Genomic DNA, 26261 nt, shown 5'->3' on the forward strand with positions numbered 1-26261 from the left:
TTTATACGCTATTTTACGATGAAATTCTTATTTAATGAAGATGTTTAGAAATATGATATCTGTTTTTTAGATTTTTTTTTGAAGTAAATTTAAATTGAGAATAGATATCCTTTTAAGAAAAAAGCTTGAAAATTTGCATTTCTATTGAGGAGTATTACTTTTATTATAAGAATGGAGAATAGGAGAGATCGTTAAATAATCTTTTATAGAAATTTTTTAAAACAGAATCAACATCCCGACTTCGATACCAAAGTTGTAGGTTTTATGACCGCCAAAAGCAACGCTTGGATGAATATACGCCATATCATTTTTAGTGATTTTTCTGCCAAACTCAACAAAAGCATTATTAGGAAAGCCTTTGTTTATGGCGTTGTATCTAAAAGCAGCGTCGGCGGCAATCCAGTTTTTGCCAATAATGTACATAAAGTAGTTTTCGAATGCAGTGGTATTAATGTCATTTCTATTGCTGGATCCTGCAAAACTGCTTTGATTTTCTAATGAGGTAATCCATAGAAGTCTATTGGGAATTAGATATTTTCCGAAAAATACTGCAGGAGCAAATATCCATTTTCCAGATCCTAAAGCTGGATCGGCCGCTGAATTTGAAAGCACTCTTGCACGAAAAGCAATACCTCCATTTTTTTGTTCTAAGTAAGGAATATAACTGACGCCAACACCAATATCTCCAATTCCAGTTTTATTGTTTGAGGAAGTATTTGAAGAAACTAATGGAAGATCCACTCTTAAATTCCAAGCTTTGTTTCCAATTGGATGTAAGAATCGAAGTTCAGTTGTATTAAACGAGCCATTATCTGTATCTAAATATTCATTAAAAAGTAAAATTGTTTTTAGATAGTAATGATATCGGGCTTCTGAATAAAGGTTTGATGAATTAATGTCGATATCACTAGAGTCCTGTGCCTCTGCAGAAAGAGTAATCAAAAAGCATATAAAAAAAAATAGTGGCGATTTTTTCATAACTACTTATTAATGAGTAGTCTAATTTATAAAAAAATACGTTACTATTTTATTTTAGGAGCATATTACTTGTTCCATATTTTCCAAGCTTTTTCTGCCTGAAAAATAAGCATATCGTATCCATTTTTTATTACAGCTCCTCTTTCTTTTGCATTTTTTAAGAATTGAGTTTCTGCCGGATTGTAAATTAAGTCGTAAGCAATATGCTTGTCTGTAAAAAACTCGTACGGAAGATCTGGACAAGCTTCTATATTTGGACTTGTACCTACTGGTGTACAATTGATAATTATTTTGAAATTATCAAAAGTAGTAGCGTTGATTAAATTATAGTCAATGATATTTTCTTTTGCTTCTCTAGAAACAAAAATATACGGAATATCAAGTTCGTCTAGAGCAAAGGCAACGCCTTTTGATGCGCCGCCTGTGCCTAGAATAAGTGCTTTTTTATGATGTGGTTCTAATAAAGGCTTTAACGATTTTTTAAAACCGTAATAATCAGTATTGTATCCTTTTAGTTTGCCTTTTTTAGTAAATTTAATCGTGTTTACAGCGCCAATTAGAGTTGCTTTTTTTGAAAGTTTATCTAAAAAGGGAATGACTTGCTCTTTGTAAGGAATTGTTACATTTAGTCCTTTTAAATCAGGATTATTCTTGATTAATCCTTTGAAATGTTCAATTTCAGAAATATCAAAATTTTCATAGGTGTTACCTGCAAAAACTTCATCGTTGAATTTCTCTGTGAAATAACCTTTTGAAAATGAGTAACTAATATTACGACCTAGTAAGCCAAAACGTCTTTTTAAAATACCAATCATTATTGTTTTCTGTGTTTTTCGATATAATTTTTAACTGTTTTTTTTGTCCAAACTACTGGAAATAAATCTTCGATTAAAATATAATTATCGAAGTTTAAGCGTAATCCATTGCTTAAATGAAATTTTGCTTTTGTGTTATCCTGAATCATAAAGTACAATCCTGCCAAACGATATTCGATTTCATTTTCTTCTGGGAAATATTCAGAAGCTTGTAATAAAGTTTGTATTGCGCTGTCAAATTCTCCTAAAAACTGAAGAATATCAACCCAAAACAACCAGGTATCTAAAGCATGATCGCCAAATTCGACTGCTTTTCTATAACCAAATTCAGCTTCTTCAAAAAAGTTCATTTGTTTGTTTATGGTTGCATAACGCTTCCAGTACAAACGATTTTGATTGTCGATTGCTAAAGCTTTATTGACAAAAAACAACGCTTTTTGAAAGTTCTTTTGGCGAACATAAAAATCTGTAATAGCAATCCATCCTTTATCTAAAAGAGGATCTTCGTGTACAGTTTGATTGTAATATTGTAACGCTTTTATCGAATTTCCAAGTTTTTCGTAGCATTTTCCAATACGCAGTAAGGCATAAGAAGTAGCGTCGTCTAATTCGATTGTACGATTATAGCTTTCTATCGCTTCATTGTATTTTTTTAGACGCTCGTAAGCTTTGGCTTTTTCCATAAATGCACCTAAAAACTCATCGTCTATAAGGGTTGCATAATCAAAAGCGCGAATTGCATTTTCGTATTCTTTTACTCCGTAATGCAAACGCCCAAGCTGATGCCAAGCGATTTCGCTGTACGGATTTTTGTTAATGTATTGGTTAAGATAGAGAATGGCTTCTTGGTTTTGATCTAAAAATTCAAAACAATAAACCACGTTGTATAAGGCAGATTGATCTTCTAAGTCTTCTTCAAGACATTTGATAAAGCTGTCTTTTGCCATTTCAAGGTTATCCATAAAAAGATATTCCATTCCAATCAAGTTGTACACGTCAGCATAGTCATCTGTATATTGCAGTGCTATTTTAAGCAGTTCTACTGCTTTTTCGTGTTGATCTCTTTTCGAACAAATATTGGCTTTCTGGATATAAATTTCCTCGTTGTTAGGTTCAATCGCATATAACTCGTTTAAAAGCTTTTCAGCGATTTCAAGTTTGTCGTCATAAACCAGCATTTCTACTTGTACTAATTTTAAGCCTGTAGATTTTGGATGTTGGTCTAATGCAAGTTTTAAGGCCTTTTTTGCTAAATTAGCCTTGCCTATGTCTAAATAATGAAGAATGATTTCTTCAAATTCTTCAGAATCAAAAAAGAGTACTTTGTTAGTTTTTAACATCGACTCAAATTTGGATAGGGATAGGTTATAATCTTCTTCTTCGTTGCTTAATTGCATACTTTGTTTTATTTGAAATTAGCCTGTTATAAAATTAGGCAACCATATTATTGATGTGGGAAAGGAAAATTAATTGTTGTGAACAATTTAATTAACAATATGGACAGAATTCCTTTTCTGTTTTTAGTCATAATCTTCTGATAACAAAAAGATTATTTGATTATTATTTTAGTAACTGAGATGTCAAACAGGTTCTAATTACTGTTGAAATAAGCCTTGCTATTTATTATGCTTGTTGCTTTTTCAATATTTCATCCATAACATTTAAAATTATGGAACAGCCTTCTTTTATTTCTTCTTCTGAAATCGTTAATGGCGGTGTTATTCTTATAGCGCATCCTTCAAAGAGCAGCCAGAATAAAATTAGTCCTTTGTCTTGACAGTTTAAAATGACCTGATTAGTTATTTCGGCCGTTTCAGTCATAGCGGCAAGCATTAATCCCTTTCCTCTTACTTCTTTTATCAAAGGATGTACCAAAAGCGATCTAAAAAGTTTTTCTTTCTCTAAAGTTAGCTGCATTAGATTTGTTTCAGTTAATTCCTGCAAAGTAGCAAGACAGGCTGACGCAATGACAGGATGACCTCCAAAAGTAGTGATGTGTCCAAGTTTAGGATTCTCGGTTAAAAGATCCATTTTTTCTGCTGAAGCTGTAAATGCTCCCACAGGCATTCCGCCTCCCATACCTTTTCCCATTACCACAATATCTGGAATAACATCATAGTTTTGAAAACCAAAAAGTTTTCCGGTTCTTCCAAATCCAGGCTGAATTTCATCTACAATAAACATTGCGCCAACTTCATCACAACGCTTGCGTACCTTTTGCAGAAAATTATTCTCGGGCTGAATAAAACCAGCTCCGCCTTGTATAGTTTCTAATAAAATTGCCGCTGTTCTAGTTGTGATTTTTTCTAAATCGGCTTCGTTATTAAAAGTGATAAAATCTACATCAGGAAGTAAAGGACGAAAAGCTTGTTTACGCTCTTCAAATCCCATTACACTCATAGAGCCCATTGTGTTTCCGTGATATGCGTTATGACAAGAAATAAGCTGGCTTCGTCCAGTTACTCTTTTAGCTAGTTTTAAGGCGCCTTCAATTGCTTCTGTACCCGAATTTACTAAATAGGTTTTATTTAAAGATTCTGGAAGCAGAGAAGCCATTAATTTGCAATATTGAACAGCAGGACTTTGTGAGTATTCTCCGTAAACCATTACATGAGAATATTTGTCCAGCTGGTCTTTAATAGCTTGATTGACTCTTGGATGCTGGTGTCCCAGCGTACAAGCCGAAACTCCGGCAACAAAATCTAAATATTTTTTATTACTAGTATCGTAAATATAGGAACCAACGGCGTGCGAAACTTCCATTCCTAATGGATATGGAGATGTTTGTGCTTGGTATTTTATAAAATCTGGATTCACTATTGTTTGTTTTAAAAGTTTCAGGTTTCATGTTTCAAGTTGACTGAAAACTGATACTGTGACTGAATTTAACCGCAAAGATCGCAAAGTTTGCTAAGTTTTAAATCAAGTTTGTATTATTAAAATGCAAAGTTCGCAAAGTTTCTAAAATGAAAACTGCGACTTACGCTACGACTAATTTTATAGTAAAGAAATGAAACAGAAAACCGCAACCGCGACTGAGAACTATTTTTTAGTATTAGTGCTTGCTTTCGTAGTATTTGCTTTTGCAGCAGATTTCTTTTTGTCGTAATCTCGTGTCTCTTTCCTGACTTTCATTGGGACATTCTCTTTAGCTTCTTCGTCCTTTCCTTGCTTTATTAGTTTGTCATTCATTTCATTATCTTCGGCAGTAAAAATATCATCTTTTGATTTTATTCTTTCGTCGCCGCGCCAGACGAAACCTCGTAATTTACGTGCATTTTCAGGTAGATCTTCTTCAGGATAAATATCGCCGTCGACTCTGTTAAAGAATGTAATAGTTTCTACTGCGTTATTTTCTAGAATCAAATTAATTTTACTGCTTACATTTTTATTAATTCCAATTAATTCATTGGCGTCATTCCGCATAAAATAAACAACTTCGGTGTTTTTAATAACATCTACATCGTGAAGTTTACCTTCTCTGAATTTTCCAAATAAATTGAGTCCCTTGACTTGATTGTAGTCTGTTCCTATCGTATCCTTTGAAATAAGAAAAGTATTGTTGAGGACTTTTAAGGAATCTAGTTTTTTAGTGTTATTATCGCCAATTAAATGCATAATATCACCAGTAATCTGACTGCCGCCATTCCATAAAATTGGATTTCCAATAAGCTTGGTTAAAGCCGTTTTAGAATTAGAATGTATCGAATCACATTTACCGCTCATGTCTGTTTTGTAGAAACGTACATTTTTAAAAGCTCTTAAAATACGTTCACCTTCTTTTCCTGTAACCATTAGTTTTTGACCGTGAATATATACAGAATCATTTTCTACAAAGTTAACCGCAACAGCTCTTTTGGTTACAAACATAGAATCTTTTAGTTTGTAAACTTCGGCATAATGACCTTTTACAATACCTCGATTTATAGAATCAGTGATTTTTACATTTCGAGTTGCCGATGCAAATTCGGTATTTCGATTATAATACAAACTATCTCCTTCTATAAGTCGATCATCATATTTTATATACGATTTTCGCAGAAAATGCGCGAGGTTTTTTTTGGTATCATAAAAACCTTTTTCTGTATAAATATAGTTAGCTTTACTAGTTATAGTCGATGGTCCAAGTAAATAAGTGTGCCCCGAATTACTGTAATAATCTAAGTGATTCGATTTTACAACATATTTTGGGTTGGTAAGAGTAACTGCAGTTAAAAACTGAAATTTTTTCTCTGCAACAAAATATTTTCCTGATTTACTGACTAACGTATTGTCTTTGTTGATGATTGTACCTTTGGTATTATAAAAAACTTCTTGAACATTTCGGTCAAAATTGATCGTATCTGTTTGTAAAGTTGCATCTGGAGAAGTCATTACAGCGTTTCCTGTTGCGAATGCTTTTTTGATGTTTCCGCTGTATTCTGCATATTTACTGTTTAGGAACAAAGTATCACCTTGCACCAGTTGTACATTTCCGAACGCTTTTAGATAATTTTCTTTTTGAAAAAAGTAGGCTTTGTTGCAAGTAAGAACAACGCCATCATGATTTACCTTTACATTTCCTGTTAGTAAAATTCCATCAGGTACTAAAACTTGATCAACATCTAAGAAATCAGAATGCTCTATGTTAATTTTTTTTGGTGCCTGAGCAGTTTTTGAAGCTTGTGCAGAAATGAATTGTATACTTAATAGAAGCAGACAAGATATAAAAAAGAGTAATTTCTTCAAGTGATTAAATTTTTGTCAAATTTATGAAAAAGGTTACAACCTTATATTGTTATTAGCATTAATTTATAAATGTTTATTTTTAGGATCAGAGGTTCAAAGAAGCAAAGGTTCAAAGTTTGTGTTTGAAACATATTTCAAGTTTTTTACCTTTTTTAAACCTTTGCGCCTTTGAATCTTTGCAACTTTGAACCTTTTTCTGTAATTTATCAACAAAACGTTTAACTCTCACGTTGTAGTGATGCATTTTTGAAGTTAAAACGTGTAAATCAAAATTTGTGTTCTTTGGGTTGTAGAAAATAAACTAAATTTAGGAATTAGTTTTTGGATTAGGATTTAAGGTTCTGGTTCAAGAAAGTATGTCTTAGATTTAAAAATATGATAAAAAGTAAATTATTTGCTGTTGGAACAGCCGTAACAATTTTGTTTTCGGGCTGTAAAACAAAAGATTTAAAAATGAGTGAAGTAAAAGAAGAAAATTCAAAAGAACATAAAGTTGTAGTGTATCAGGTTTTTACCCGATTGTTTGGGAATAAAAATAAAACCAATAAACCTTGGGGAACAATTGAAGAGAATGGAGTAGGGAAGTTTAATGATTTTACGGATAAAGCACTTAACGAAATTAAAGATTTGGGAGTTACTTATATTTGGTACACTGGCGTTCCTCATCATGCTTTGGTAGGAGATTATACAGCATACGGAATTTCAAATGATGATCCTGAGGTAGTAAAAGGTCGTGCGGGATCGCCTTATGCAGTTAAAGATTACTATAATGTAAACCCAGATTTGGCAGTAAATCCGGCAAATAGATTACAGGAATTTGACAACTTAATTACTCGAACGCATAAAGCGGGTCTAAAATTGATTATTGATATTGTTCCCAATCATATTGCGAGAAAATATGAAGGAAAAAATAATCCTGAAGGTGTTAAAGATTTTGGTGCCGATGATGATGTAAATGTAGAGTACAAAAGAGACAATAATTTTTATTATATTCCAAAAGCACACTTTGAAATTCCTGATGGAGATGTTCCGTTAAACGGAGAAAAAAATCCTATGGTTGATGGTTTTTTTGATGAGAATCCTGCAAAATGGACAGGAAATGGTTCACGTAAAGTAAAACCAGACCAAAATGACTGGTACGAAACGGTAAAGGTTAATTATGGAATTCGTCCTGACGGCTCAAAAGATTTTCCTGAACTCCCAGCTGGATTTGATCAGAAATCATATCAAGAACATTTTGCATTTTGGCAGGATAAAGATGTTCCGGATTCGTGGAAAAAATTCAAATCAATTGCTATGTATTGGACAGCAAAAGGTGTTGACGGTTTTCGTTATGATATGGCAGAAATGGTTCCGTATGAATTTTGGAGTTATATGAACTCAGCGATCAAAATGAAAAATCCAAACGCTTTTTTATTAGCAGAAGTTTATAATCCAAATGAATATCGAAATTATATTCGTTTAGGTAAAATGGACTATTTATATGATAAAGTAGAAACTTATGATAAATTGAAAGATGTTATTCGCGGAAAATCTACTCCAGATGGATTATCAGATATTCAAAAAGGAATGTCAGATATTGAGCATCATATGCTTCACTTTTTAGACAATCATGATGAGCAGCGTTTGGCTTCGCCTGAGTTTGCGGGAACACCAGAAAGAGGAAAGTCTTTAATGGTAGTTTCAACAACTTTAAGCACGTCGCCTACGATGATTTATTTTGGACAGGAAGTAGGAGAGGCTGGAAACGAAAATGCAGGTTTTGGTACTCGTTCGAGAACTTCTATTTTCGATTATATCGGAGTTCCAAATCATCAAAAATGGATGAATGATGGTAAGTTTGACGGCGGACAGCTTTCAGAATCAGAGAGAAACTTACGAGATTTTTACAAGCGCTTATTGAATTTCTCTATAAAGAGCCCAGCTTTAATGGGAAGCTTTCAGGAAATACAATCTGAAAATCGTCAAAATAATGTTGGATATGACGAATTGCTTTATTCTTACCTTCGCTGGTCAGAGAAGCAAAAGCTAATCATTATCGCTAATTTTTCTTCAGAAAAAACTAGTGAATTCGAATTGAAAATTCCCGCGGATGTCATTGCAAAATGGAATTTAAAAGAGGGGGAGTATAAACTTACAGATCAATTGTATCAGCAAAATTCTGTATTGCTAAAAGTAGAAAACAGAGTGGGCAAGGCTAGAATTAAAATTCTGCCTTCTGAATCATTTATTTTTGAGTTGCAATAATGTAAAAAGCTTGTTTGAAGTGATTAATTGATTCTTCAAACAAGCTTTGTTAGATATTCGTTAAAAGGGAAAGGATTTCGGTAATTGAAAATTTCGCACCGCAGACAAACTCATCTGAAGCTCCGTAATAGATTGTCAGTGTTTCTCCATCGAGATCTAAAATATGACCATTTGTAAATACAACATTTCCAAAAAAGCCGCTTAATTCGTAATTTGTTTTAGGAAACATAATTGGGTCTTCTGTTCTGGCGAGAACTTTTGTTGGGACTTCAAGATCCATTAAAAAAGCACCTAAACAATATTGATGGTTTTCATTGGCTCCATGATAAATTTCTAACCAGCCTTTTGCGGTTTTTATTGGTGCAGCACCAGCGCCAACTCTTTTGCTGTCCCAGTGCTCTTTTCTAGTTTTGATAATACAATGATGATTTCCCCAGTGAATACCATCTAGAGATGAAGCTATCCAGATATAATTGCCTCCAATGTCTACGCTGCTAGGACGGTGTAATGCGTAAAATAAGCCGTTAATTTTTTCTTCAAAAATAGCGCAGTCCTTATTGTGAGGGGGTAATATCATACCGTGTTTTTCAAATTTTTGCCAATCTACAGTAGTTCGTAAACCAACACCAACACCATTTTTTGATACAGAAGTAAAAGTCAAATAATAAACTTCATCAATCAAGACAACGCGGCAATCTTCGATTCCAAACGTTTCCAGTATGCCTTCTCCAACCAGTGATGGGGAATTTTTTGGCTCATAAAAAGTGCGACCATCTTCACTGCATAATAAGCGAAGATGTGAAAGTGTGGTTAAATAATCAGCACCTTTATAGTTTATTACTCTTGCATCTGTTGCGATTAATTCGGGATCGTCTTTTTTAATCTCAATGATTTCAATAGTCCCTTTATTTGTCAATATTGGAAAAGAGATGCTGTTTTCCATTTGTTTTGGTCGTTCAGCAACTCTTACAAGGAGCCAAATTTTATTTTGAAATTGAAATACTCCAGGATTTAAAAGGCAGGTTATTTCCAGTCCTTCTCTGCTTGGTGTTAAATCTGAAGGTGACAGCAGAGGATTTTCTTTAAAACGAACAGCTATATCTTTCATACATTGTGTATTTCTGTTGTAAATAAAAAAAAAGCTGATACAAATTTTGTATCAGCTTTTTTGTGTTATACTTTTTTTACTTTTTTCAAAGCTTCAATATAATTTTCGTTTACTTTTTCCCAGTTTATATGTTCGTAAAAAGCATCGATATAACTACCTTTTCTATTTTGATAATCCAAATAATAAGCATGTTCCCATAAGTCAATACCTAAAATTGGTGTTCCAGGAATTAATGCATTTTTCATTAATGGATTATCCTGATCTTCAGTTGTGGTGATTTGTAATTTGCCATATCTGTCAACAACAAGCCAAACCCATCCAGAACCAAATTGTTTTTCAGCTTGTCCTTTAAACTGACTGGTTAAGTTGTTAAAAGATCCAAACTCTTTATTAATAGATCCTGCTAGAGTATCTTTTGGAGTTTGTTCTTTTTGAGTTAAGATGTTGAAATAAAGAGTATGATTGTAATATCCTCCGGCATTCTGGCGAAGTTTTGCGTTGCTTAAATCTAATTTCTTTAGAATATCTGCAATTGGCATGTTTTCATACTCAGTCGACACAATTTCTTTGTTAAAATTATTCGTGTACGTTAAATAGTGTTTAGAATAATGAGTTTCTAAAGTCAATGATCTTATTGCAGGAGATAATCCGTCATATCCAAAAGGAAGTTTTGTCATTTCAAATGATCCTGGATCTGCCTTTACATCATTTGGCGATCCAATCATTATTTTTTCCTCTTTAGTAGGAAGAGGAACCTCGACAACTTCAGTTAGTTTATTATCGTTACAAGAAAATAATAGTAAAAATGAAGGCAAAATGCTGAAAAGGACAATGTTTTTCTTCATAATGTTAATTTATTTTGATGTTAATGAATTGATGATCTCGATATAACACTCTTTAGCTTCATCAACAGAAATATGACTAATCTGCATCCAGGCATTGGTTTTGAAAGCATCTCGTAAATCAAAATTTTCAGATTGATTGTACACAGCAGTTCCAAAAGTTGCTTGTTTGTAATAGGCATAAAGTCTTAGCTGCACATCTTGCGGCAGTGAGGCTTGAGTCATTTTTAGAGCAGTTTCAACAGCCTCTGAAAAACGAGTATCTAAATCTTTTTTTGTCATTTAAGCTTTTGTAGCGATAATAGTTTTTCCGCCAATTGCTTTTTGGTCCAGAACCACATTAATTGGCGTACCTAAAGGTAAAAATAAATCTACTCTTGAACCAAATTTTATAAATCCGGCATCAGTACCTTGAATAACTTGCATTCCTTCTTGAGCGTAATTTACAATTCTGCGTGCCAAAGCACCTGCAATTTGTCTGTATAATACTTGACCAAAAGTATCATTTTCGATTACCACAGTTGTTCTTTCGTTTTCTTCACTAGCTTTTGGGTGCCATGCAACCAAAAATTTACCAGGGTGGTATTTGCTGAATTTAATAATTCCGTCCATTGCGTAACGTGTAACGTGAACGTTTATTGGCGACATAAAGATAGAAACTTGTAAACGTTTGTCTTTAAAATATTCTCCTTCATAAACTTCTTCAATAACTACCACTTTTCCGTCAACAGGAGCAAGAATATGATCGCTGTTTCTAACCGCAATTCTTTTTGGGTTTCTAAAAAATTGTAAGATGATAATTAAAATCAATAATGCTGCTATTTGAACAAGCATTCTCAGCCAATTGATATCTATAAATCTATCAGCAATTACAAGTACGGCAACAGTAAAAACTGTTCCTAATAAAATAGATGGGGCTCCTTCTTTATGAAACATAATATAAAATTTGATAAAATAAAAATATAATTGGTGCTACAAATATAACACTATCTAATCGATCTAAGATACCGCCGTGTCCCGGCATGATAGAACCACTGTCTTTTACGCCTGCAATTCTTTTAAATTTTGATTCAATCAAATCACCAATAGTACCAAAAACACTTACAATTAAAGCGATTATAGTCCATATTAAAATAGATTTTGCGCTAAAAGCTGGATTGGGCTGAATGTATAATTTTGAAATCAAGAAACCTGCAAAAGCGGCAAATACAGCTCCGCCAAGAAATCCTTCAATCGTTTTTTTAGGAGAAACACGTTCAAAAAGTTTGTGTTTTCCCATCGATTTTCCAACTAAATAAGCGAAAGTGTCATTTGTCCAGATTAAGATAAATAAGCCAAGAATAATTTTTGGGTTATAATCATTAGTTCCAAAGGAAATTTTGACAATAAAAACAAAAGGAAGTGTAATGTAGCCTAATAAATATAAATATTTAGATGAGATGCTTACTTTTTGAACGGAGTCGTAAAATAAGAATAGAATACATTTAATTGAAACCACAATTGTAACAGCAAGAAGTACTAGGTCTAACTGCTGTATATTGAGTTCTAAGTTTAAATTTGATTTGAATAAATTGTTTAAGTAAGCGGCTGTTTGTTTACCGTAATGGCTCACAAGTACTATGGCGCTGTAAAGCAAGGTTCCAAATAAAATTGAAAAGACTTTATTGAGATTTACTAAGTTAGAAAACTCATAAATCGTAATAACTAGAAAAATGCCAAAAAGGAGGATAAAGCTTTCAGTCGAAAACAAGATTGAAGTTAATAACAGAGCAATATAAACAGCACCAGAAATGGTTCTCTTGAGTGTTTCATTCATCTTAAAGATCTTCTAAGAGCAGTAAATATAAATTCTTGGCAACACTTCCGTATTGCGTAAAATCTTCTTCTTTTGCTTTTTCGAAATATTTTATTGTGGTAATATTAGTTGGAATATCTCTATCGTATTTACGTTTAATGGCTGTTAAACCATCACTTTTCATAGGTAGAATTTGACTTGTAGTGGCAATAATTACAATGTTTGCCGGTAACTCGTTTGGTTTGTTTTGTCTAATTTGCTTTGATGAAAATAAAATAGAACCCTCATCGGCTATAAGATTCTCACATACCGCTAAAAGAAACTTTGGTTTAGTTGGTGCAGTATAAAATAATTTATTTTCATCTAATAAATTAAATAGAGCTGGTTCGTAGCATAGTACTTCACTCTCAAACCAATCATTCTCTTCAAGGATGTTTTCAAACTGTTCAGCAAGTTCTTGGTTGTTTTCGCAATACAAGAATTTTCCGCCATTTTTTTTGAAATTGAAAATGAATTGTTCGTCAAGAGACAAATGACTATTTTGGACTGGATTTCCTCCATATTCACTTTCATGTTCTTCGTCAGAAGCGGATTCACTGGACCCAAATATTTTTTTGAAAAAATTCATTTTTATATGAAATGCTTTACATGTTAATTGAAAACGTTCAAAGATAAAAAAATCTTAATTCAAAAGGCTATTTTGAATTAAGATTTTAAAAAATATTACATATTTCCTGATTAATTTACGAAACCACTTCTTCTAAATTTTTGTCAAAAGTACGTTTTCCGAAAATTGCTTCTAAGTCGTCTTTAAAGATAACTTCTTTTTCTATTAAGATATCAGCAAGCTGATTTAACTTGTCTTTGTTTTCTTCAAGAATCTCAATTGCTCTTTGGTATTGACCTTCAATTAATTCTGAAATTTCTTTGTCAATAATTTTAGCAGTTTCGTCAGAATATGGTTTTGAGAAATTGTATTCACTTTGTCCGCTTGAATCATAATAAGTAACATTTCCGATTTTATCATTCAAACCGTAAATCGTTACCATAGCACGAGCTTGACGTGTTACTTTTTCTAAATCGCTTAATGCGCCAGTAGAAATTCTGTCAAAAGTTACTTTTTCAGCAGCTCTTCCTCCCATAGTAGCACACATTTCGTCCAACATTTGATCTGTTCTTACGATTTGTCTTTCTTCTGGTAAGTACCATGCCGCTCCTAAACTTTGTCCGCGAGGTACAATAGTTACCTTAATAAGTGGTGCTGCGTGTTCCAGCATCCAGCTTACAGTAGCGTGGCCCGCTTCGTGAATAGCAATTGCTCTCTTTTCGTCTGGAGTGATAATTTTGTTTTTCTTTTCTAAACCACCAATAATTCTATCTACAGCATCAAGGAAATCTTGTCTGTCAACTGCAGTTTTGTTATTACGAGCTGCAATTAAAGCGGCTTCGTTACACACGTTTGCAATATCAGCACCTGAGAATCCAGGAGTTTGTTTTGCTAAGAAATCTAAATCAAGACCTTCAACTTTTTTAATCGGAGCTAAATGCACTGCAAAGATCTCTGCTCTTTCGCGAATGTCTGGTAAGTCTACAAAAATTTGTCTGTCAAAACGACCTGCACGCATTAAAGCTTTGTCAAGAACATCGGCTCTGTTTGTTGCAGCCAAAACAATCACGTTAGAGTTGGTACCAAAACCATCCATTTCAGTTAATAGTTGGTTCAGAGTATTTTCTCTTTCGTCATTTCCGCCAGACATATTGCTTTTTCCTCTTGCTCTACCAACGGCGTCAATCTCATCAATAAAGATAATAGCAGGAGATTTTTCTTTAGCTTGTTTAAATAAGTCACGTACACGTGATGCACCAACTCCAACAAACATTTCTACGAAATCAGAACCTGATAATGAGAAAAATGGAACTTGCGCTTCACCGGCAACAGCTTTAGCTAATAATGTTTTACCAGTTCCTGGAGGTCCTACAAGTAAAGCTCCTTTCGGGATTTTACCTCCTAGATTAGTATATTTTTCAGGGTTTTTAAGGAATTCTACAATTTCTTGTATTTCTTCTTTTGCGCCTTCTAAACCAGCAACATCTTTAAATGTAGTTTTGATATCTGTTTTCTCATCAAAAAGTTTAGCTTTTGATTTTCCAATGTTAAAAATTTGTCCGCCGCCTCCTCCAGCACCGCCTGACATTTTACGCATAATAAAAATCCATACACCAATAATGATGATGATTGGAAGCAGACTGATTAAAATGTCGCTCCAGTTATTTTTTTGCAAGAAATTGAAATCTTTCAGTTTGCCTTCGCCAACTGCTTTTTCAAGTTTTGTTTGAAAGATTTGATCGTTACCAATTTCCAAAGTATAGTGTGGACCTTTGTTTGGTCTTTCAAAAATATCTTTAGAAACTTTTTTATTTGCAGCATCTTTAAGAGCTGCTTGAGTTAAGTAAACTTCGGCCTCAGCTTTGTTATAAACGATAACTTTTTCAATTTGACCTTTCTCTAATAAAGTATTGAATTTAGATGAAGTTAATTGAGCAGGTTCGCTCATACTTGATCCACCGGTTGCAAAACTTATAAATAAAAAAACTAGAAGTATTGCGGTGTATATTAACCAAGGACTTATTTTAAATTTACTCGGATTTGGATTATTATCTTTAGCCATTAGAAAAAATTTTCTTTAGTATTTGTTTTCGATTGTAGTTATTTTGGCATCACCCCAAAGACTCTCGATATTGTAGTATTCACGAATGTGCTTCTGGAAAACATGTACTACGATGTGCACATAATCCATCAGAACCCATTCTGCATTATCGGTTCCTTCTACGTGCCAAGGTTTGTCTTTTAAATCTTTAGAAACTGTTTTTTGAATTGAGTTGACAATGGCGTTAACTTGGGTATTTGAGGTTCCGTTGCAAATTACAAAATAGTCGCAAACCGCCGTATCTATATCTCTTAAGTCAAGAATATCGATGTCATTTCCTTTTACTTCTTCAATCCCTTTGATTATGTTCGCCAATAGAACATCATTATTAATAGTCTTTTTCGCCATGAATTATTTTATATGAATTTGTAAAGTTACCAAATTTTGTGATTATTTTTGATGCTTAACAAAATATTAAATTAAGTTATTTAAATTACTTAGATGAAACTAATCAAACTCGATGCCATAGATTCTACAAATGATTTCTTAAAATCATTGTCAAGTCAAGATGAACTGGAGAATTTTATGGTCGTAACTGCTGAAAATCAAACAAAAGGCAAAGGACAAATGGGGGCGAAGTGGGAGTCTGAGCTAGGTAAAAACTTAATTATGAGTGTTTTGGTAAAGGATTTTGTGTTTGATTATGAACGAGTTTTTAATTTAAGCATTGTCGTTTCTTTAAGTGTTTTAGAAGTCTTAAAAGAATTAAATATTCCTGAATTATCTATAAAATGGCCAAACGACATTATGTCATATAATAAAAAAGTAGGTGGCATACTTATCGAAAATACCTTAAAAAGTGATGGCAGAATCGTGTCAGTTGTCGGATTAGGGTTGAATGTTAATCAAACTAATTATGATGAATTGCCAAATGCTTCTTCTCTTGCCGTTATTTCTGGGAATACTTTCGATAAAGAATCTTTAGTTGTTTTGATCGTTGAAAAAATGAAGCAGAAAATAGATTTATGGCAGTCATCAGCTTCATTTTTCTGGGACGATTATTTTAATTTCTTGTTTCGAAAAGGAGTTCCAATGCCTTTTAAAGATCTTAATCCAAAAACATCGGGACATAATTTCATGGGAATTATTCAAGGAGTATCTTCAGTTGGTAAATTGCAGGTTTTGTTAGAAGACGATTCCGTTTCAGAATTTGATATTAAGGAAATACAGATGCTTTACTGATAGGTGCAAAGGTTAAAAGTGGCAAAGGTGCAGAGGTTTTTTATTTGGTGAATCTTTATGTTACTTTTAAACTTCGATTGCTTTTGTGTTTTTTGGCGCTATTTTTCTATTCCAATACATGATATAGATTGTTCCTAAAATAGAGGGTGCCATCCATGTAATGATATTTCCTAACCCAATTCCAGCGACTATAAAAGCTGTTATAGAGGCAATCAATGCACCAATCATTTTGCCAATATGTTTTGACAGCCATTTTTTCTTTATTTCTGAAACGTTTTTGAAGAAAATAAAATCTTTTACAGTCATGTAAAATCCAAAAGCGCCAAAGAAAGTAAATAAAATACCATTTGAAATAGCGTTTAATTGGCAATACAATCCAATAGAAATCATTAGTACAGAAAAGAATAACATACTTCCTGAAATTAGTTTGTCTGTAAAATCAGCTTTTTGTTTGTGTTTAAAAGTTAAGGCTCGATTTCCAGAAATAACCAGATAAATGGTAAATAAGCCAATTAAGAATAAAAAAATGTTTTGATGTTTTGGCATCCAGCAGATCGGAAGAGAGATAAGTGAACTAGTAATCATTCCGATAGAGAAAAGTTTCCCCATTCTTTTGTGTAATACACCGCCTTTTTTAACGATGATACTTCCAATTCCAGTAATTAGCCCAATTCCGCCAAAAAAAGCGTGAATGTAAATTAAGATCTTAATAGTTGATTCCATTTTGTGGTTTGTTAGTTTTGATGGATCAAACTTCGGGCAATAATTTATTTTGTAATAATTTATTGTACTGAACTGTATTTTTTTGAGGATGAAATGTTTTTTTTGGAAGGTTCTGAGGCTCTGAGTAAGTAAGGTTTTAAATTGACATGACAAAAAAAAGTCCAATCATTTCGATCGGACTTTTCATTTATAATTCACAATTAATAATTCATCATTATTAAAGTTTCGTCATATTTGTTGCTAGAGTTTCAATAAACTTGCTGATAGGTCCTTTGATCATCATTCCCATCATGGCGTTAAATTCACCATCAAATACTAATTGAACAGCGCTTTCTGAATCAGAAACACTGTCAATATTTGAAACTAAAGTAAACGGAAGTTTATCGCTTGCAGCGCCCAAAACAATTTTGTTTGGAGCTGTTTTTTCTTTCATTTTAAGTTTGATTTCCGGCATACCTTTCAATCCAAAAATAAAAGCGTCTTCACCAATTACTTCAAATTTAGCAATATTATCCGGCATTAATTTTTCGAAATTCTTAACATCAGTCAATAAATCAAATAGATCCTGAGCTGATTTCTGAACTGTAACTTTTGGACTTTCTAAGTTCATATTTTTTTTGTTTTGTTATTTGTTTTTTACTGCAAATGTTTTTTTACCGCAAAGGACACAAGGTTTTTATGTTACTTTGACTTTATTTAAGTTCGCAAAGCTGGAATTAAAAAAAGAGCGAAGCGATTTTTTAGAAAATCTAAAATCTAAAATCTAAAATCTATTCAGGTTGTCCCCAAGTTGATGGACTTTCGTTCCATTCAAGCAAAGTCGATTGTTGATCTTCGGTAATATATTGTTTTTGAACAGCTAAATCAAGCAGGTTTTCATAATTGCTTAATGTATACAAATCGATATTAGCGTTTTTGAAATTTTCTTCGGCAACATTAAAGCCGTAAGTAAAAATCGCTGCCATACCTTTAATGTTTGCACCTTCATTGCGTAAAGCTTCAACAGCCATTAAACTGCTGTTTCCGGTACTAATTAAATCTTCAACAACAACAACATTTTGTCCTTTTTGTAAAAAACCTTCAACTTGATTTTGTCTTCCGTGCTTTTTTGCTTCTGGACGCACATATACAAACGGCAGTCCAAGACTTTCAGCAACCAGAATACCAACTCCAATCGCTCCAGTAGCAACACCGGCAATTACGTCAGGTTTTCCAAATTGTTTTTCAATGTTTTTCGCAAACTCATCACGAACGTAATTTCGGATGCTTGGAAATGAAAGAATTAACCTATTATCGCAGTAAATAGGAGATTTCCAACCAGAAGCCCATGTAAAAGGATTTTCGGGATTCAATTTAATTGCATTTATTTGCAAAAGCAATTCGGCTGTTTTTTCGGCAGTATCTTTATTAAAAATCATAGTACAAATGTATAAAGTTTTTGTGAACGACAAACCACTTTTTTTGACAAATGAAATCTCAAGAGAGACCGATTTTCAATTATTCTTGTTAGAGAGTATTGATATTGAGCAGCTTATTGTCAAAATGTTTCAAAATAAAATTCAAAAGGCTTATTTGTATCATCCTGACGAAAAGGAGATTATGAAGACTCTTAAAGCCAAAATCCCTGTAAATAAAGCGGGAGGCGGTTTTGTTTACAATAAAAAAGGAGAGGTTTTATTTATCTTCAGAAACGGAAAATGGGACTTGCCAAAAGGCGGTATCGAGAAAGGCGAAGAAATCGAAGCAACTGCAATGCGTGAAGTTGAAGAAGAAACAGGTGTAAACCAACTTCGAATAACAAATAAACTGCAAAAGACATATCATATTTTTAAACGCAACGGAAAATATAAACTCAAAGTTACGCATTGGTTCGAAATGCATTCTGATTTTGAAGGAACTCCGCAAGGTCAGCTTGAAGAAGGAATCGAAAAAGTGGCGTGGCTGAATCCTGAGCAAATCAAAGAAGCTTTAAAAAACTCTTACGAGAATATTAAATTATTATTTGCAGAAGAGAAAAAGGTTAAAACAGATTAAAGTTTGTTTTTCATATATAAGACTTTTTTTTTGTAGTAATAAGCTGAATATTAGAGTATAGAAATTAAATTTAATTTGTATTTTCGTTTACATATAAATTAACTTATTAAATGTAAATTCTATGTCATTTCAAGCGTATTTAAAGACAATTAAAGAAAAAACGGGCAATGGTCCAGCTGAATTTAGAGTTTTGGCAGAACAAAAAAGCTTTACATTAGACGGGAAACTTAAACCCGAAGTAAAAGCCGGCGAAATTGTAAACTGGCTTAAAGAAGATTTTGATTTAGGACAAGGACATTCAATGGCAATTTACGCTTTGCTAAAAGGTATTAAAGACGAAAACAGCAAATAACGATTTTAAAGATCTGGGATCTAAAAGAAAAAAGCAACTCATTTCTAAGTTGCTTTTTTCTTTTATCGTCTTTAAAACTTATCGTTGCGCACGCAAAGTCACAGTCATTTGCGCAGCGTGAGACACTTTGCGGAGCTGGGGTTAGTTTTCTTTATTCTTCATCTTTTGTATTTCTTCTATTATTACAAAAACTGCTTTCCCTGTATCCCAAAGAATATCTATTGCATAAATAAAAACTGTTATTAGCAGAGTATTACAGATATCATCTTTAAAATCGAATTTAATTTTTTGACTATTTTGAATTATTAAACAAACGACACTTATGATTATTAAAATAATTTGTTCTAATAATGAAGTTTTCATTTCTTTTATAGTACTACTAAAATCAATCTCAGGTTTTTGAATTACGAAATCCTGTATTTTTGACGCGATTAACCCCGAAGTTGCAGTGTTTATTGCTAAAAGAGTTATTAAAAGACCAATAATGTTAGTTTGTAAGTATGTAAATAAAAAATCGGAATCTAAAAAATTACCTATTGCGGTCATTGCAAATGCAATAACAAGAAAGAAAGATATGTTTTTTAAATTTTTCATTCTTGAACAATTGTTTGATAAAGTTTAATGACTTGTTCGGCAGGACCTTCTATATCTAATTCACGCACTTGTAAAATTACAGGATTTTCTTTGGTGTTAAGTTGTTTTCTAATGTTTTTAACTTTTAATTTTATACTTCCAGCGCCATTTGATGTATATTCAACTAATCCTTCAATATTTTTATTTGTTTTGTCGATGTTGTCTAATGTCCCTTTTTCTGGTGCTTTTATTGAAATTTGACTTTCGTGACTATTTACATTATCAGCAAAGTTTTTAAAAACTTCTGGTAATGACTTTGAAATGTTAGCTAAATTTGGTTTAATAAATTGAAAATTTATAAAAGTTATATCTTTTTTATGCTTGTTAACAAATTCCCAAAAATTTACGGAATCGAATAATTGTTCGATCTCAATATTTAAGCCTGCATTTAGTAGTTCACTTCTAAAAACTTTTTTTAAAATATTTTTGACAACATCTGGGTTACTAAAAGCGTCAATATTGTCACTAATCGCAACTTTTTGAACAGTTGGATCATTATTAATAATTACGTACACATATGGTTCATTGTCAACTACTAGGCTTTCAAAGTTTTGTGTTATTGTTGTTGTCTTTTTTTGTGCAATTTTAAAAAGATAGAAGCCATTTTGACTATGTTCAAGTTTTAATGGATAATTACTGTTTTTTGATGATGTTAAATTATCTAAGGTTTTTCCAAAAAAAATATTTTTTTTAGCTTTTATTTCTTCGTGACTTAATGATTTGCGTTCAAACAATTCTATTTGTTTACTTTTAGAATCTAGAGGTAATAGATGATATCTATAAATATGAAAATTAATAAGTTTGTTTTCCATTTGGTTTTTTAGTTTTGCTATTCTTCAAAAATAATCAATTAATATTGTGAATAAGGAAAATTGTAATCTATTGCTTAATAGTTTAATTTTACAAATGTAGAATCTTAATAAGATAAAATATTACGGATAACCGTAATGAAATTAATTCTTGTAAGATTTTGATCACTTTCGTATGGATTTAAAAAACGTATAAAAACCTAGACTAAAGCTTTACTTCCTTATCATTCTTTAACTCAATCAAAAGCAAAAAGATGCATTCTCTGTTTATAAAAAGTTAAAGCACTCGATAAACAGGATACTGTAAATGTGCCTTTTCATAGTAAACAGAATGTTTGTAAATCCAGTTTAATTGCGCGTCAGGATTTTTAGCAAATTCTGTGTCAGTTTGTTTTTTAGCTTCTAATTCTGCTTTTAGAGTTGGATTGTCTTTTAAAAGTTTTGCGGCCGTATCTTCAAAAATATATTCTGAATAATGTTCTTTTTGTTGCAAAATAGGATCGAAAAAATTCCAGTTGAAGAACGAATCAACGCCTTCGGGTTCAAAAGCTTCTACAAGATATTTTACACCTTTTTGGTTTGTTGATACGATGTAATCACCTTTGGCGAAAGCCATTTTTACAACTTTAGAAGTTACTGCGGTATTGTAGTGTAAATAATGTCCTTCATAAGCGTTTGGAGCCGTTTTAAAATCGGCAATTTTATAGCTTTCAACCTCGATAATCGTATCGTTTTTAAGCTGAGAATAAGAGATATTGTTATTCTTTAAAAGATCAATAATATTCCAATATCCACGCGGAATAATATAAGCAGTCGGAATCACAACTTCTTTCACCGATTTGAATTCTTTGATATATGGAACGTCTTTTTTATACGGCTTATTTCGGTCATAATATAAACGGTTTCCAGTTGTGGCTTCGCTTTTTTTGTAACCAGCTTCATATCCTAAAAACGAAAATGTAGTCGCTTTTGTACTATCCAATTCCCATTTTAATGTATAGGATTTTTTAGGTTGATATTGCTCTAAATTTTTTACTCTTAAATCTTTTATCTTTTGATAATTTGCATCGGTAAAATCCAAAGTCGATTTTGTGTATTCGTAGGTCATTTTTACACGTTCGGCATATTTTTTCAGCATATGTGTTTCAACGACAAAACCAATTGTATTAAATAGCGACGTATAGCCTGTTGTATATCTTGGGTTATCTACAAATTGTCCAAAACCTTTGTCTGGTGTATCTTTAAAAGAATCTACATACGGCGTTGTTTCAATTTTCTTTTTCTGTAAATCTTTAACTAAAGCAGGCATCATTTCGGTATTCATAAAATCGCCCAAAACGGTTCCTAGCTTATTATGTTGCGTCATAATATAAGTTAGTTTGTATTGATAATCAGAACCGTTGCTTACGTGATTATCGATAAAAACATCTGGATTTATTTTTTGAAAAATTTCGACAAAGCTTTTTGTATTTCGAGTGTCGGATTTCATTAAATCGCGATTTAAATCATAGTTTCTGGCGTTTCCTCTAAAACCATAAATTTCTGGTCCGTCTTGATTGGCTCTTGTAGTCGAGTTTCGGTTTAAAGCGCCGCCAATATTGTAAACAGGAATGGTAACTAAAACGGTGTTTTTTGGTGCTTTTATTTTTCCTATTGCCAAATCTCTGTAAAATTGCATTGTGGCATCGATTCCGTCGGGTTCACCGGCATGAATACCGTTATTGATAAAAAGAACGGCTTTGTTTTTCTGAATTTTATCAAAATCAAATTCCTTGTCAGGATTATAAACAATCATGTGCAAAGGTTCTCCAGAATCAGTCAAACCCATTTCTTTCATTTGAATCGTTGAGAAATCAGTAGCCAATAATTTGTAATAGACAATAGTTTCTTGGTAAGAAGCGGTTTGATTTCCGTTTCCTTTTTCGAAAAAGGTATCGTATTTTTTATTGTTTTGAGCGGAAATGGTTATTGTAAAAAGTGAAAAGAGAATGGTAAAAAGTTTCATGGTTGTGGTTTTAATCAAAATCAAATATAAGTTTTTTGTTTCAGGTTTCAGGTTAATCACTTTGCGGTTTTGGTTTCACGCAGATTTTGCAGATTTGAGCTGATCAAAAAGGATTTTTTAAATAATAAAAATAGAAATCTGCTCAAATCTGCAAAATCTGCGTGAAACATTTTTTATGATTTCTACCTAAAACTTGAAACTTGAAACAAGAAAAAACTTGAAACAATTTTTTACCTACTTTTGCAAAATGAATAAAAAACACCATTCCAACAATATACTTTCGAATTTAGGTATTGAAAGCTTAAACGAAATGCAAGAAATGGCGCAAGATGCCATTTTGAACGAAAACAATGTTTTATTACTTTCTCCAACAGGATCAGGAAAAACATTGGCTTTTTTGCTTCCTATTTTAGAATTATTACAGCCTGAGATACTTTCAGTTCAATGTTTAATTTTAGTGCCTTCGCGCGAATTAGGGCTTCAGATTGAACAGGTTTGGAAAAAAATGGGAACGCAGTACAAAGTAAATATTTGTTACGGAGGACACTCAATTGATACTGAAATTAAAAATTTGAGCAATCCGCCGGCTGTTTTAATTGGAACTCCAGGAAGAATTGCAGATCATATTGACAGGGAAACTTTTCGAACAGATAAGGTTCAAACTTTAATTTTGGATGAGTTTGACAAATCGCTTCAATTAGGGTTTCATGAACAGATGTCTTTTATAATTGGTAGATTACCTAAAGTGAATAAAAGAGTTTTGGTTTCGGCAACATCTGATATTGAGATTCCAAAATATACAAGAGTGGTTAACCCAACTGTTTTAGATTTTATTCCTGAAGAAGAGGAAAAGACTAATCTTTCTATGAAAATGATTTTGTCTCCTTCAAAAGACAAATTAGAAAGTTTGTTCAATTTGATTTGTTCTTTAAAATCGCAATCGGCTATTATATTTTGTAATCACCGTGATGCTGCAGAACGTATCAGCGACACTTTGAACGAAAAAGGGATTTACGCTACGTATTATCATGGCGGAATGGATCAGGATGAGCGTGAACGTGCATTGATTCAGTTTAGAAATGGAAGTGTGAGTTATCTTGTTACAACTGATCTTGCAGCGCGTGGATTGGATATTCCGGAGATGAAACACGTTATTCATTATCATTTGCCTTTAAAAGAAGACGAGTTTACGCATCGTAACGGACGTACGGCACGTATGCAGGCAACTGGTACGGCATATGTTATTGTTCATGAAAGTGAAAAACAATTGGATTATATCGATTATGATATGGAAATCCTTGATGTGAAGAATACGACAGCTCTGCCAAAACCACCTGAATTTCAAACGATTTACATTAGCGGCGGTAAAAAAACAAAACTGAATAAGTTTGATATTGTTGGTTTCTTTTCTCAAAAAGGGAAATTGGAAAAAGGTGATTTGGGACTTATCGAGGTAAAAGATTTTGTTTCGTTTGCGGCAGTAAAATTCGGAAAAGTAAAAGAGCTGCTTAAGAATATTAAAGATGAAAAAATGAAAGGGAAAAAGTTTAAAATTGAGGTGGCTCGTAATGTGGTGAAGAAAGAGGAGGAGAAGAACAATAAATATTAAATAACAGAAAATTGCTGGTAATTTACCAGTTTTAATTTTATGTAATTGTATATCAGTATTTTAATTGTTTTGCGTTTGTGGTTTGTGATTTTATGTTAAAAAAATAACGATTTGATAGGTGTTTTTTCATTATTTCTGTGTTTTTTTGTTGCTGTAAAAATTATAAATCCCAAATTTATTATGAAAAGAACTATTACCATTGCCGTTTTGTTCTTTAGTCTTGTGTCGTTTGCACAGATTAAAGTTCTTGAAACAGTTCCTGTTGAAAAATTAGGAAAAGTAAATAACAATTACATTCAGAAAATTGGCGATGAATACACAGTGTATTACACTAGTATTCAAAACGATGATGAAGATGCGTCAAGTTTAAGAAAATTTACCTTCAAAAATGTTGACAACGATTATGTAAATCTTTACAACATAATTGTAAATGGTTTTACAGCAACTCCGTTGTATGATATAAAATTAGAATTACCAAACAATTATATTTGGTTACACTATACAGGAAACGTTGTTCCAGACAAAGCGACAGTTCAGTTTATGGTTTCAAGCAAAGATAAAGATGCTGCGACAAACAATGTTTCTGAGCCGTTGATCAAAGAGCAAATCAATAAATTATTTCAACGATAATTTTTAGTTTCAGGTTTAATTTGTTTCAAGTTATTTCCAGAACCGAAAAATAATAAAAAAGGCTATTCGTATTTTGAATAGCCTTTTTTTATTGCTTCAAGTTTCATAAGTCAAGCAAAAAAAGCCTTTGCAACTTTGCCTCTTTGTAACTATGAACCTAAAAAAAAAATTATATCTTCTTCACATATTGCGTGATAATCACAATTTGTTGACCATCTACTTTTCCTTCAATATATTCGGCATTTTCATGGTCAAGACGAATGTTTCTTACTGCAGTTCCTTGTTTGGCAACCATACTTGATCCTTTTACTTTAAGATCTTTGATTAAAACAACTGAATCTCCGTGTTGTAAAACTACGCCATTGCTATCGCGGTGAACCAATTTGTTTTCGTCGTCTTCGCCTTCGCCGGTTGCTTGTGCCCATGCCAGCGTGTCTTCGTCTAAATACATCATGTCAAGTAATTCTTGCGGCCATCCTGCAGCGCGCATACGGCTTAGCATTCTCCAAGCTACAACTTGTACAGCGACATTTTCGTTCCACATGCTGTCGTTAAGACATCTCCAGTGATTTAAATCGACGTTATCAGGATTTTCAATTTGGTCAATACAGGTAGTACAAGCTAAAATACTTTCGTCAAGACCGACTTTTTGAGTTGGTAATACTTGATATACTTTTAGGTTTTCTTCAGCGCCGCAAAGTTCGCATTTAGATCCGCTTCGTTTGTTTAATTCTCTTTCGATACTCATTACTTATTGTTTATTTTAAAAATGCGAAATTACTTATAATATAGTTTCATTGCAAGTTTATATTTTTGACAGTTTTTTTTGGATAGACTAATTACAATTTTCAATACATAATAAGTCGCAATTGTATGTTTTGGTTTTAAAATCTTTTTGGGTTACTTCTGTTTTTTCAGAATACCCAACAATGTTTGGATACTCGAATGGCATTACTATTTTATTTCCTAATGATAAGATGCCATATTTATTATTTATTTGCGCAATCACTTTGTTACAAGATATGTATAATTGCTCATAAAGAATGGGAATTAGGATCTTATT

At 32.5% G+C, this 26261-nt stretch carries 26 protein-coding genes and 1 pseudogene; 6 read left to right on the forward strand and 21 right to left on the reverse strand.

The window, feature by feature from the left end:
* Positions 1-216 precede the first annotated feature (216 nt).
* From BOW55_RS12795 to BOW55_RS12815, 5 genes are all read right to left on the reverse strand, one after another.
* On the reverse strand, positions 217-978 hold the full coding sequence (locus BOW55_RS12795) for a lipid A phosphoethanolamine transferase (RefSeq protein WP_129024439.1): 762 nt from the start codon (positions 976-978) through the stop codon (positions 217-219).
* A gap of 65 nt (positions 979-1043) precedes the next feature.
* On the reverse strand, positions 1044-1793 hold the full coding sequence (locus tag BOW55_RS12800) for a shikimate dehydrogenase (RefSeq protein WP_129024440.1): 750 nt from the start codon (positions 1791-1793) through the stop codon (positions 1044-1046).
* Positions 1793-3190 carry a tetratricopeptide repeat protein gene (locus BOW55_RS12805; protein WP_129024441.1) on the reverse strand — a complete coding sequence of 466 codons (1398 nt, stop codon included), beginning with the start codon at positions 3188-3190 and terminating at the stop codon, positions 1793-1795. The genes BOW55_RS12800 and BOW55_RS12805 overlap by 1 nt, the downstream gene beginning before the upstream one ends.
* 226 nt (positions 3191-3416) lie before the next feature.
* On the reverse strand, positions 3417-4610 hold the full coding sequence (locus BOW55_RS12810) for an aspartate aminotransferase family protein (RefSeq protein WP_129024442.1): 1194 nt from the start codon (positions 4608-4610) through the stop codon (positions 3417-3419).
* A 225-nt stretch (positions 4611-4835) separates the two neighbouring features.
* Positions 4836-6521 carry an OstA-like protein gene (locus BOW55_RS12815; protein WP_129024443.1) on the reverse strand — a complete coding sequence of 562 codons (1686 nt, stop codon included), beginning with the start codon at positions 6519-6521 and terminating at the stop codon, positions 4836-4838.
* Between the two features lie 375 nt (positions 6522-6896).
* Here BOW55_RS12815 and BOW55_RS12820 point away from each other — a divergent pair, with 375 nt between their 5' ends.
* Positions 6897-8768 (forward strand): alpha-amylase family glycosyl hydrolase, encoded by a 1872-nt coding sequence (locus BOW55_RS12820; RefSeq protein ID WP_129024444.1) that lies wholly within the window; start codon positions 6897-6899, stop codon positions 8766-8768.
* A gap of 49 nt (positions 8769-8817) precedes the next feature.
* Here BOW55_RS12820 and BOW55_RS12825 read toward each other — a convergent pair whose 3' ends face one another.
* The 8 genes from BOW55_RS12825 to rsfS form a co-directional block, all read right to left on the reverse strand.
* On the reverse strand, positions 8818-9876 hold the full coding sequence (locus BOW55_RS12825) for a glycoside hydrolase family 130 protein (RefSeq protein ID WP_129024445.1): 1059 nt from the start codon (positions 9874-9876) through the stop codon (positions 8818-8820).
* A 65-nt stretch (positions 9877-9941) separates the two neighbouring features.
* Entirely contained in the window at positions 9942-10721 is a 780-nt protein-coding gene (locus tag BOW55_RS12830; protein ID WP_089058143.1) for a superoxide dismutase, read from the reverse strand.
* Positions 10722-10730: 9 nt separating this feature from the next.
* Positions 10731-11000, reverse strand: a complete 270-nt coding sequence (locus tag BOW55_RS12835) for an acyl-CoA-binding protein (protein WP_089052316.1) — start codon at positions 10998-11000, stop codon at positions 10731-10733.
* Entirely contained in the window at positions 11001-11654 is a 654-nt protein-coding gene (locus tag BOW55_RS12840) for a phosphatidylserine decarboxylase family protein (protein ID WP_089052315.1), read from the reverse strand.
* Positions 11644-12534 carry a phosphatidate cytidylyltransferase gene (locus BOW55_RS12845; RefSeq protein WP_129024446.1) on the reverse strand — a complete coding sequence of 297 codons (891 nt, stop codon included), beginning with the start codon at positions 12532-12534 and terminating at the stop codon, positions 11644-11646. The genes BOW55_RS12840 and BOW55_RS12845 overlap by 11 nt, the downstream gene beginning before the upstream one ends.
* Before the next feature lies 1 nt (position 12535).
* Positions 12536-13141: a lactate utilization protein B/C gene (locus tag BOW55_RS12850; protein ID WP_089052313.1), complete on the reverse strand. Its 606-nt coding sequence runs from the start codon at positions 13139-13141 to the stop codon at positions 12536-12538.
* A 115-nt stretch (positions 13142-13256) separates the two neighbouring features.
* Positions 13257-15182 (reverse strand): ATP-dependent zinc metalloprotease FtsH, encoded by a 1926-nt coding sequence (ftsH, locus tag BOW55_RS12855; protein WP_089052312.1) that lies wholly within the window; start codon positions 15180-15182, stop codon positions 13257-13259.
* A 15-nt stretch (positions 15183-15197) separates the two neighbouring features.
* Positions 15198-15569 (reverse strand): ribosome silencing factor, encoded by a 372-nt coding sequence (gene rsfS / locus BOW55_RS12860; protein ID WP_026729351.1) that lies wholly within the window; start codon positions 15567-15569, stop codon positions 15198-15200.
* A 93-nt stretch (positions 15570-15662) separates the two neighbouring features.
* On the opposite strand from rsfS, the gene BOW55_RS12865 reads away from it, so the two are divergent.
* Positions 15663-16403 carry a biotin--[acetyl-CoA-carboxylase] ligase gene (locus tag BOW55_RS12865; RefSeq protein WP_129024447.1) on the forward strand — a complete coding sequence of 247 codons (741 nt, stop codon included), beginning with the start codon at positions 15663-15665 and terminating at the stop codon, positions 16401-16403.
* Between the two features lie 66 nt (positions 16404-16469).
* On the opposite strand, the gene BOW55_RS12870 is transcribed toward BOW55_RS12865, so the two are convergent.
* The 3 genes from BOW55_RS12870 to pyrE form a co-directional block, all read right to left on the reverse strand.
* Complete coding sequence (locus BOW55_RS12870) at positions 16470-17126, reverse strand: hypothetical protein (protein WP_129024448.1); 657 nt, start codon at positions 17124-17126, stop codon at positions 16470-16472.
* A 217-nt stretch (positions 17127-17343) separates the two neighbouring features.
* Complete coding sequence (locus BOW55_RS12875) at positions 17344-17736, reverse strand: orotate phosphoribosyltransferase (protein WP_089052309.1); 393 nt, start codon at positions 17734-17736, stop codon at positions 17344-17346.
* A 160-nt stretch (positions 17737-17896) separates the two neighbouring features.
* Positions 17897-18544 carry an orotate phosphoribosyltransferase gene (pyrE, locus tag BOW55_RS12880; RefSeq protein ID WP_089052308.1) on the reverse strand — a complete coding sequence of 216 codons (648 nt, stop codon included), beginning with the start codon at positions 18542-18544 and terminating at the stop codon, positions 17897-17899.
* Between the two features lie 7 nt (positions 18545-18551).
* Here pyrE and BOW55_RS12885 point away from each other — a divergent pair, with 7 nt between their 5' ends.
* Positions 18552-19160 (forward strand): NUDIX hydrolase, encoded by a 609-nt coding sequence (locus BOW55_RS12885; protein ID WP_129024449.1) that lies wholly within the window; start codon positions 18552-18554, stop codon positions 19158-19160.
* 121 nt (positions 19161-19281) lie between these two features.
* On the forward strand, positions 19282-19512 hold the full coding sequence (locus tag BOW55_RS12890) for a DUF4287 domain-containing protein (RefSeq protein WP_129024450.1): 231 nt from the start codon (positions 19282-19284) through the stop codon (positions 19510-19512).
* Positions 19513-19653: 141 nt separating this feature from the next.
* Here the strand turns inward: BOW55_RS12890 and BOW55_RS12895 are convergent, their stop codons facing one another.
* From BOW55_RS12895 to BOW55_RS12905, 3 genes are all read right to left on the reverse strand, one after another.
* Positions 19654-20106 carry a hypothetical protein gene (locus BOW55_RS12895; protein ID WP_129024451.1) on the reverse strand — a complete coding sequence of 151 codons (453 nt, stop codon included), beginning with the start codon at positions 20104-20106 and terminating at the stop codon, positions 19654-19656.
* Entirely contained in the window at positions 20103-20957 is an 855-nt protein-coding gene (locus tag BOW55_RS12900) for a hypothetical protein (RefSeq protein WP_129024452.1), read from the reverse strand. Before BOW55_RS12900 ends, BOW55_RS12895 begins: the two co-directional genes overlap by 4 nt.
* A gap of 274 nt (positions 20958-21231) precedes the next feature.
* On the reverse strand, positions 21232-22959 hold the full coding sequence (locus BOW55_RS12905; RefSeq protein WP_129024453.1) for a M14 family metallopeptidase: 1728 nt from the start codon (positions 22957-22959) through the stop codon (positions 21232-21234).
* Positions 22960-23206: 247 nt separating this feature from the next.
* Between BOW55_RS12905 and BOW55_RS12910 the strand changes: the two genes are divergently transcribed.
* Both BOW55_RS12910 and BOW55_RS12915 read left to right on the forward strand, forming a co-directional pair.
* The gene (locus tag BOW55_RS12910; protein ID WP_129024454.1) at positions 23207-24568 is read left to right on the forward strand and encodes a DEAD/DEAH box helicase; all 1362 of its coding nucleotides are present in this window, start codon (positions 23207-23209) and stop codon (positions 24566-24568) included.
* Positions 24569-24748: 180 nt separating this feature from the next.
* The gene (locus BOW55_RS12915) at positions 24749-25198 is read left to right on the forward strand and encodes a hypothetical protein (RefSeq protein WP_089052446.1); all 450 of its coding nucleotides are present in this window, start codon (positions 24749-24751) and stop codon (positions 25196-25198) included.
* 169 nt (positions 25199-25367) lie between these two features.
* Here the strand turns inward: BOW55_RS12915 and BOW55_RS12920 are convergent, their stop codons facing one another.
* Together BOW55_RS12920 and BOW55_RS21055 are read right to left on the reverse strand one after the other, a co-directional pair.
* Positions 25368-25946, reverse strand: a complete 579-nt coding sequence (locus BOW55_RS12920; RefSeq protein WP_129024455.1) for an alkylphosphonate utilization protein — start codon at positions 25944-25946, stop codon at positions 25368-25370.
* Positions 25947-26033: 87 nt separating this feature from the next.
* Positions 26034-26261 (reverse strand): annotated as a pseudogene (locus BOW55_RS21055) (hypothetical protein); the annotation flags it as partial.

The organism is Flavobacterium sp. YO12, assembly GCF_004119495.1.
GTDB lineage: Bacteria > Bacteroidota > Bacteroidia > Flavobacteriales > Flavobacteriaceae > Flavobacterium.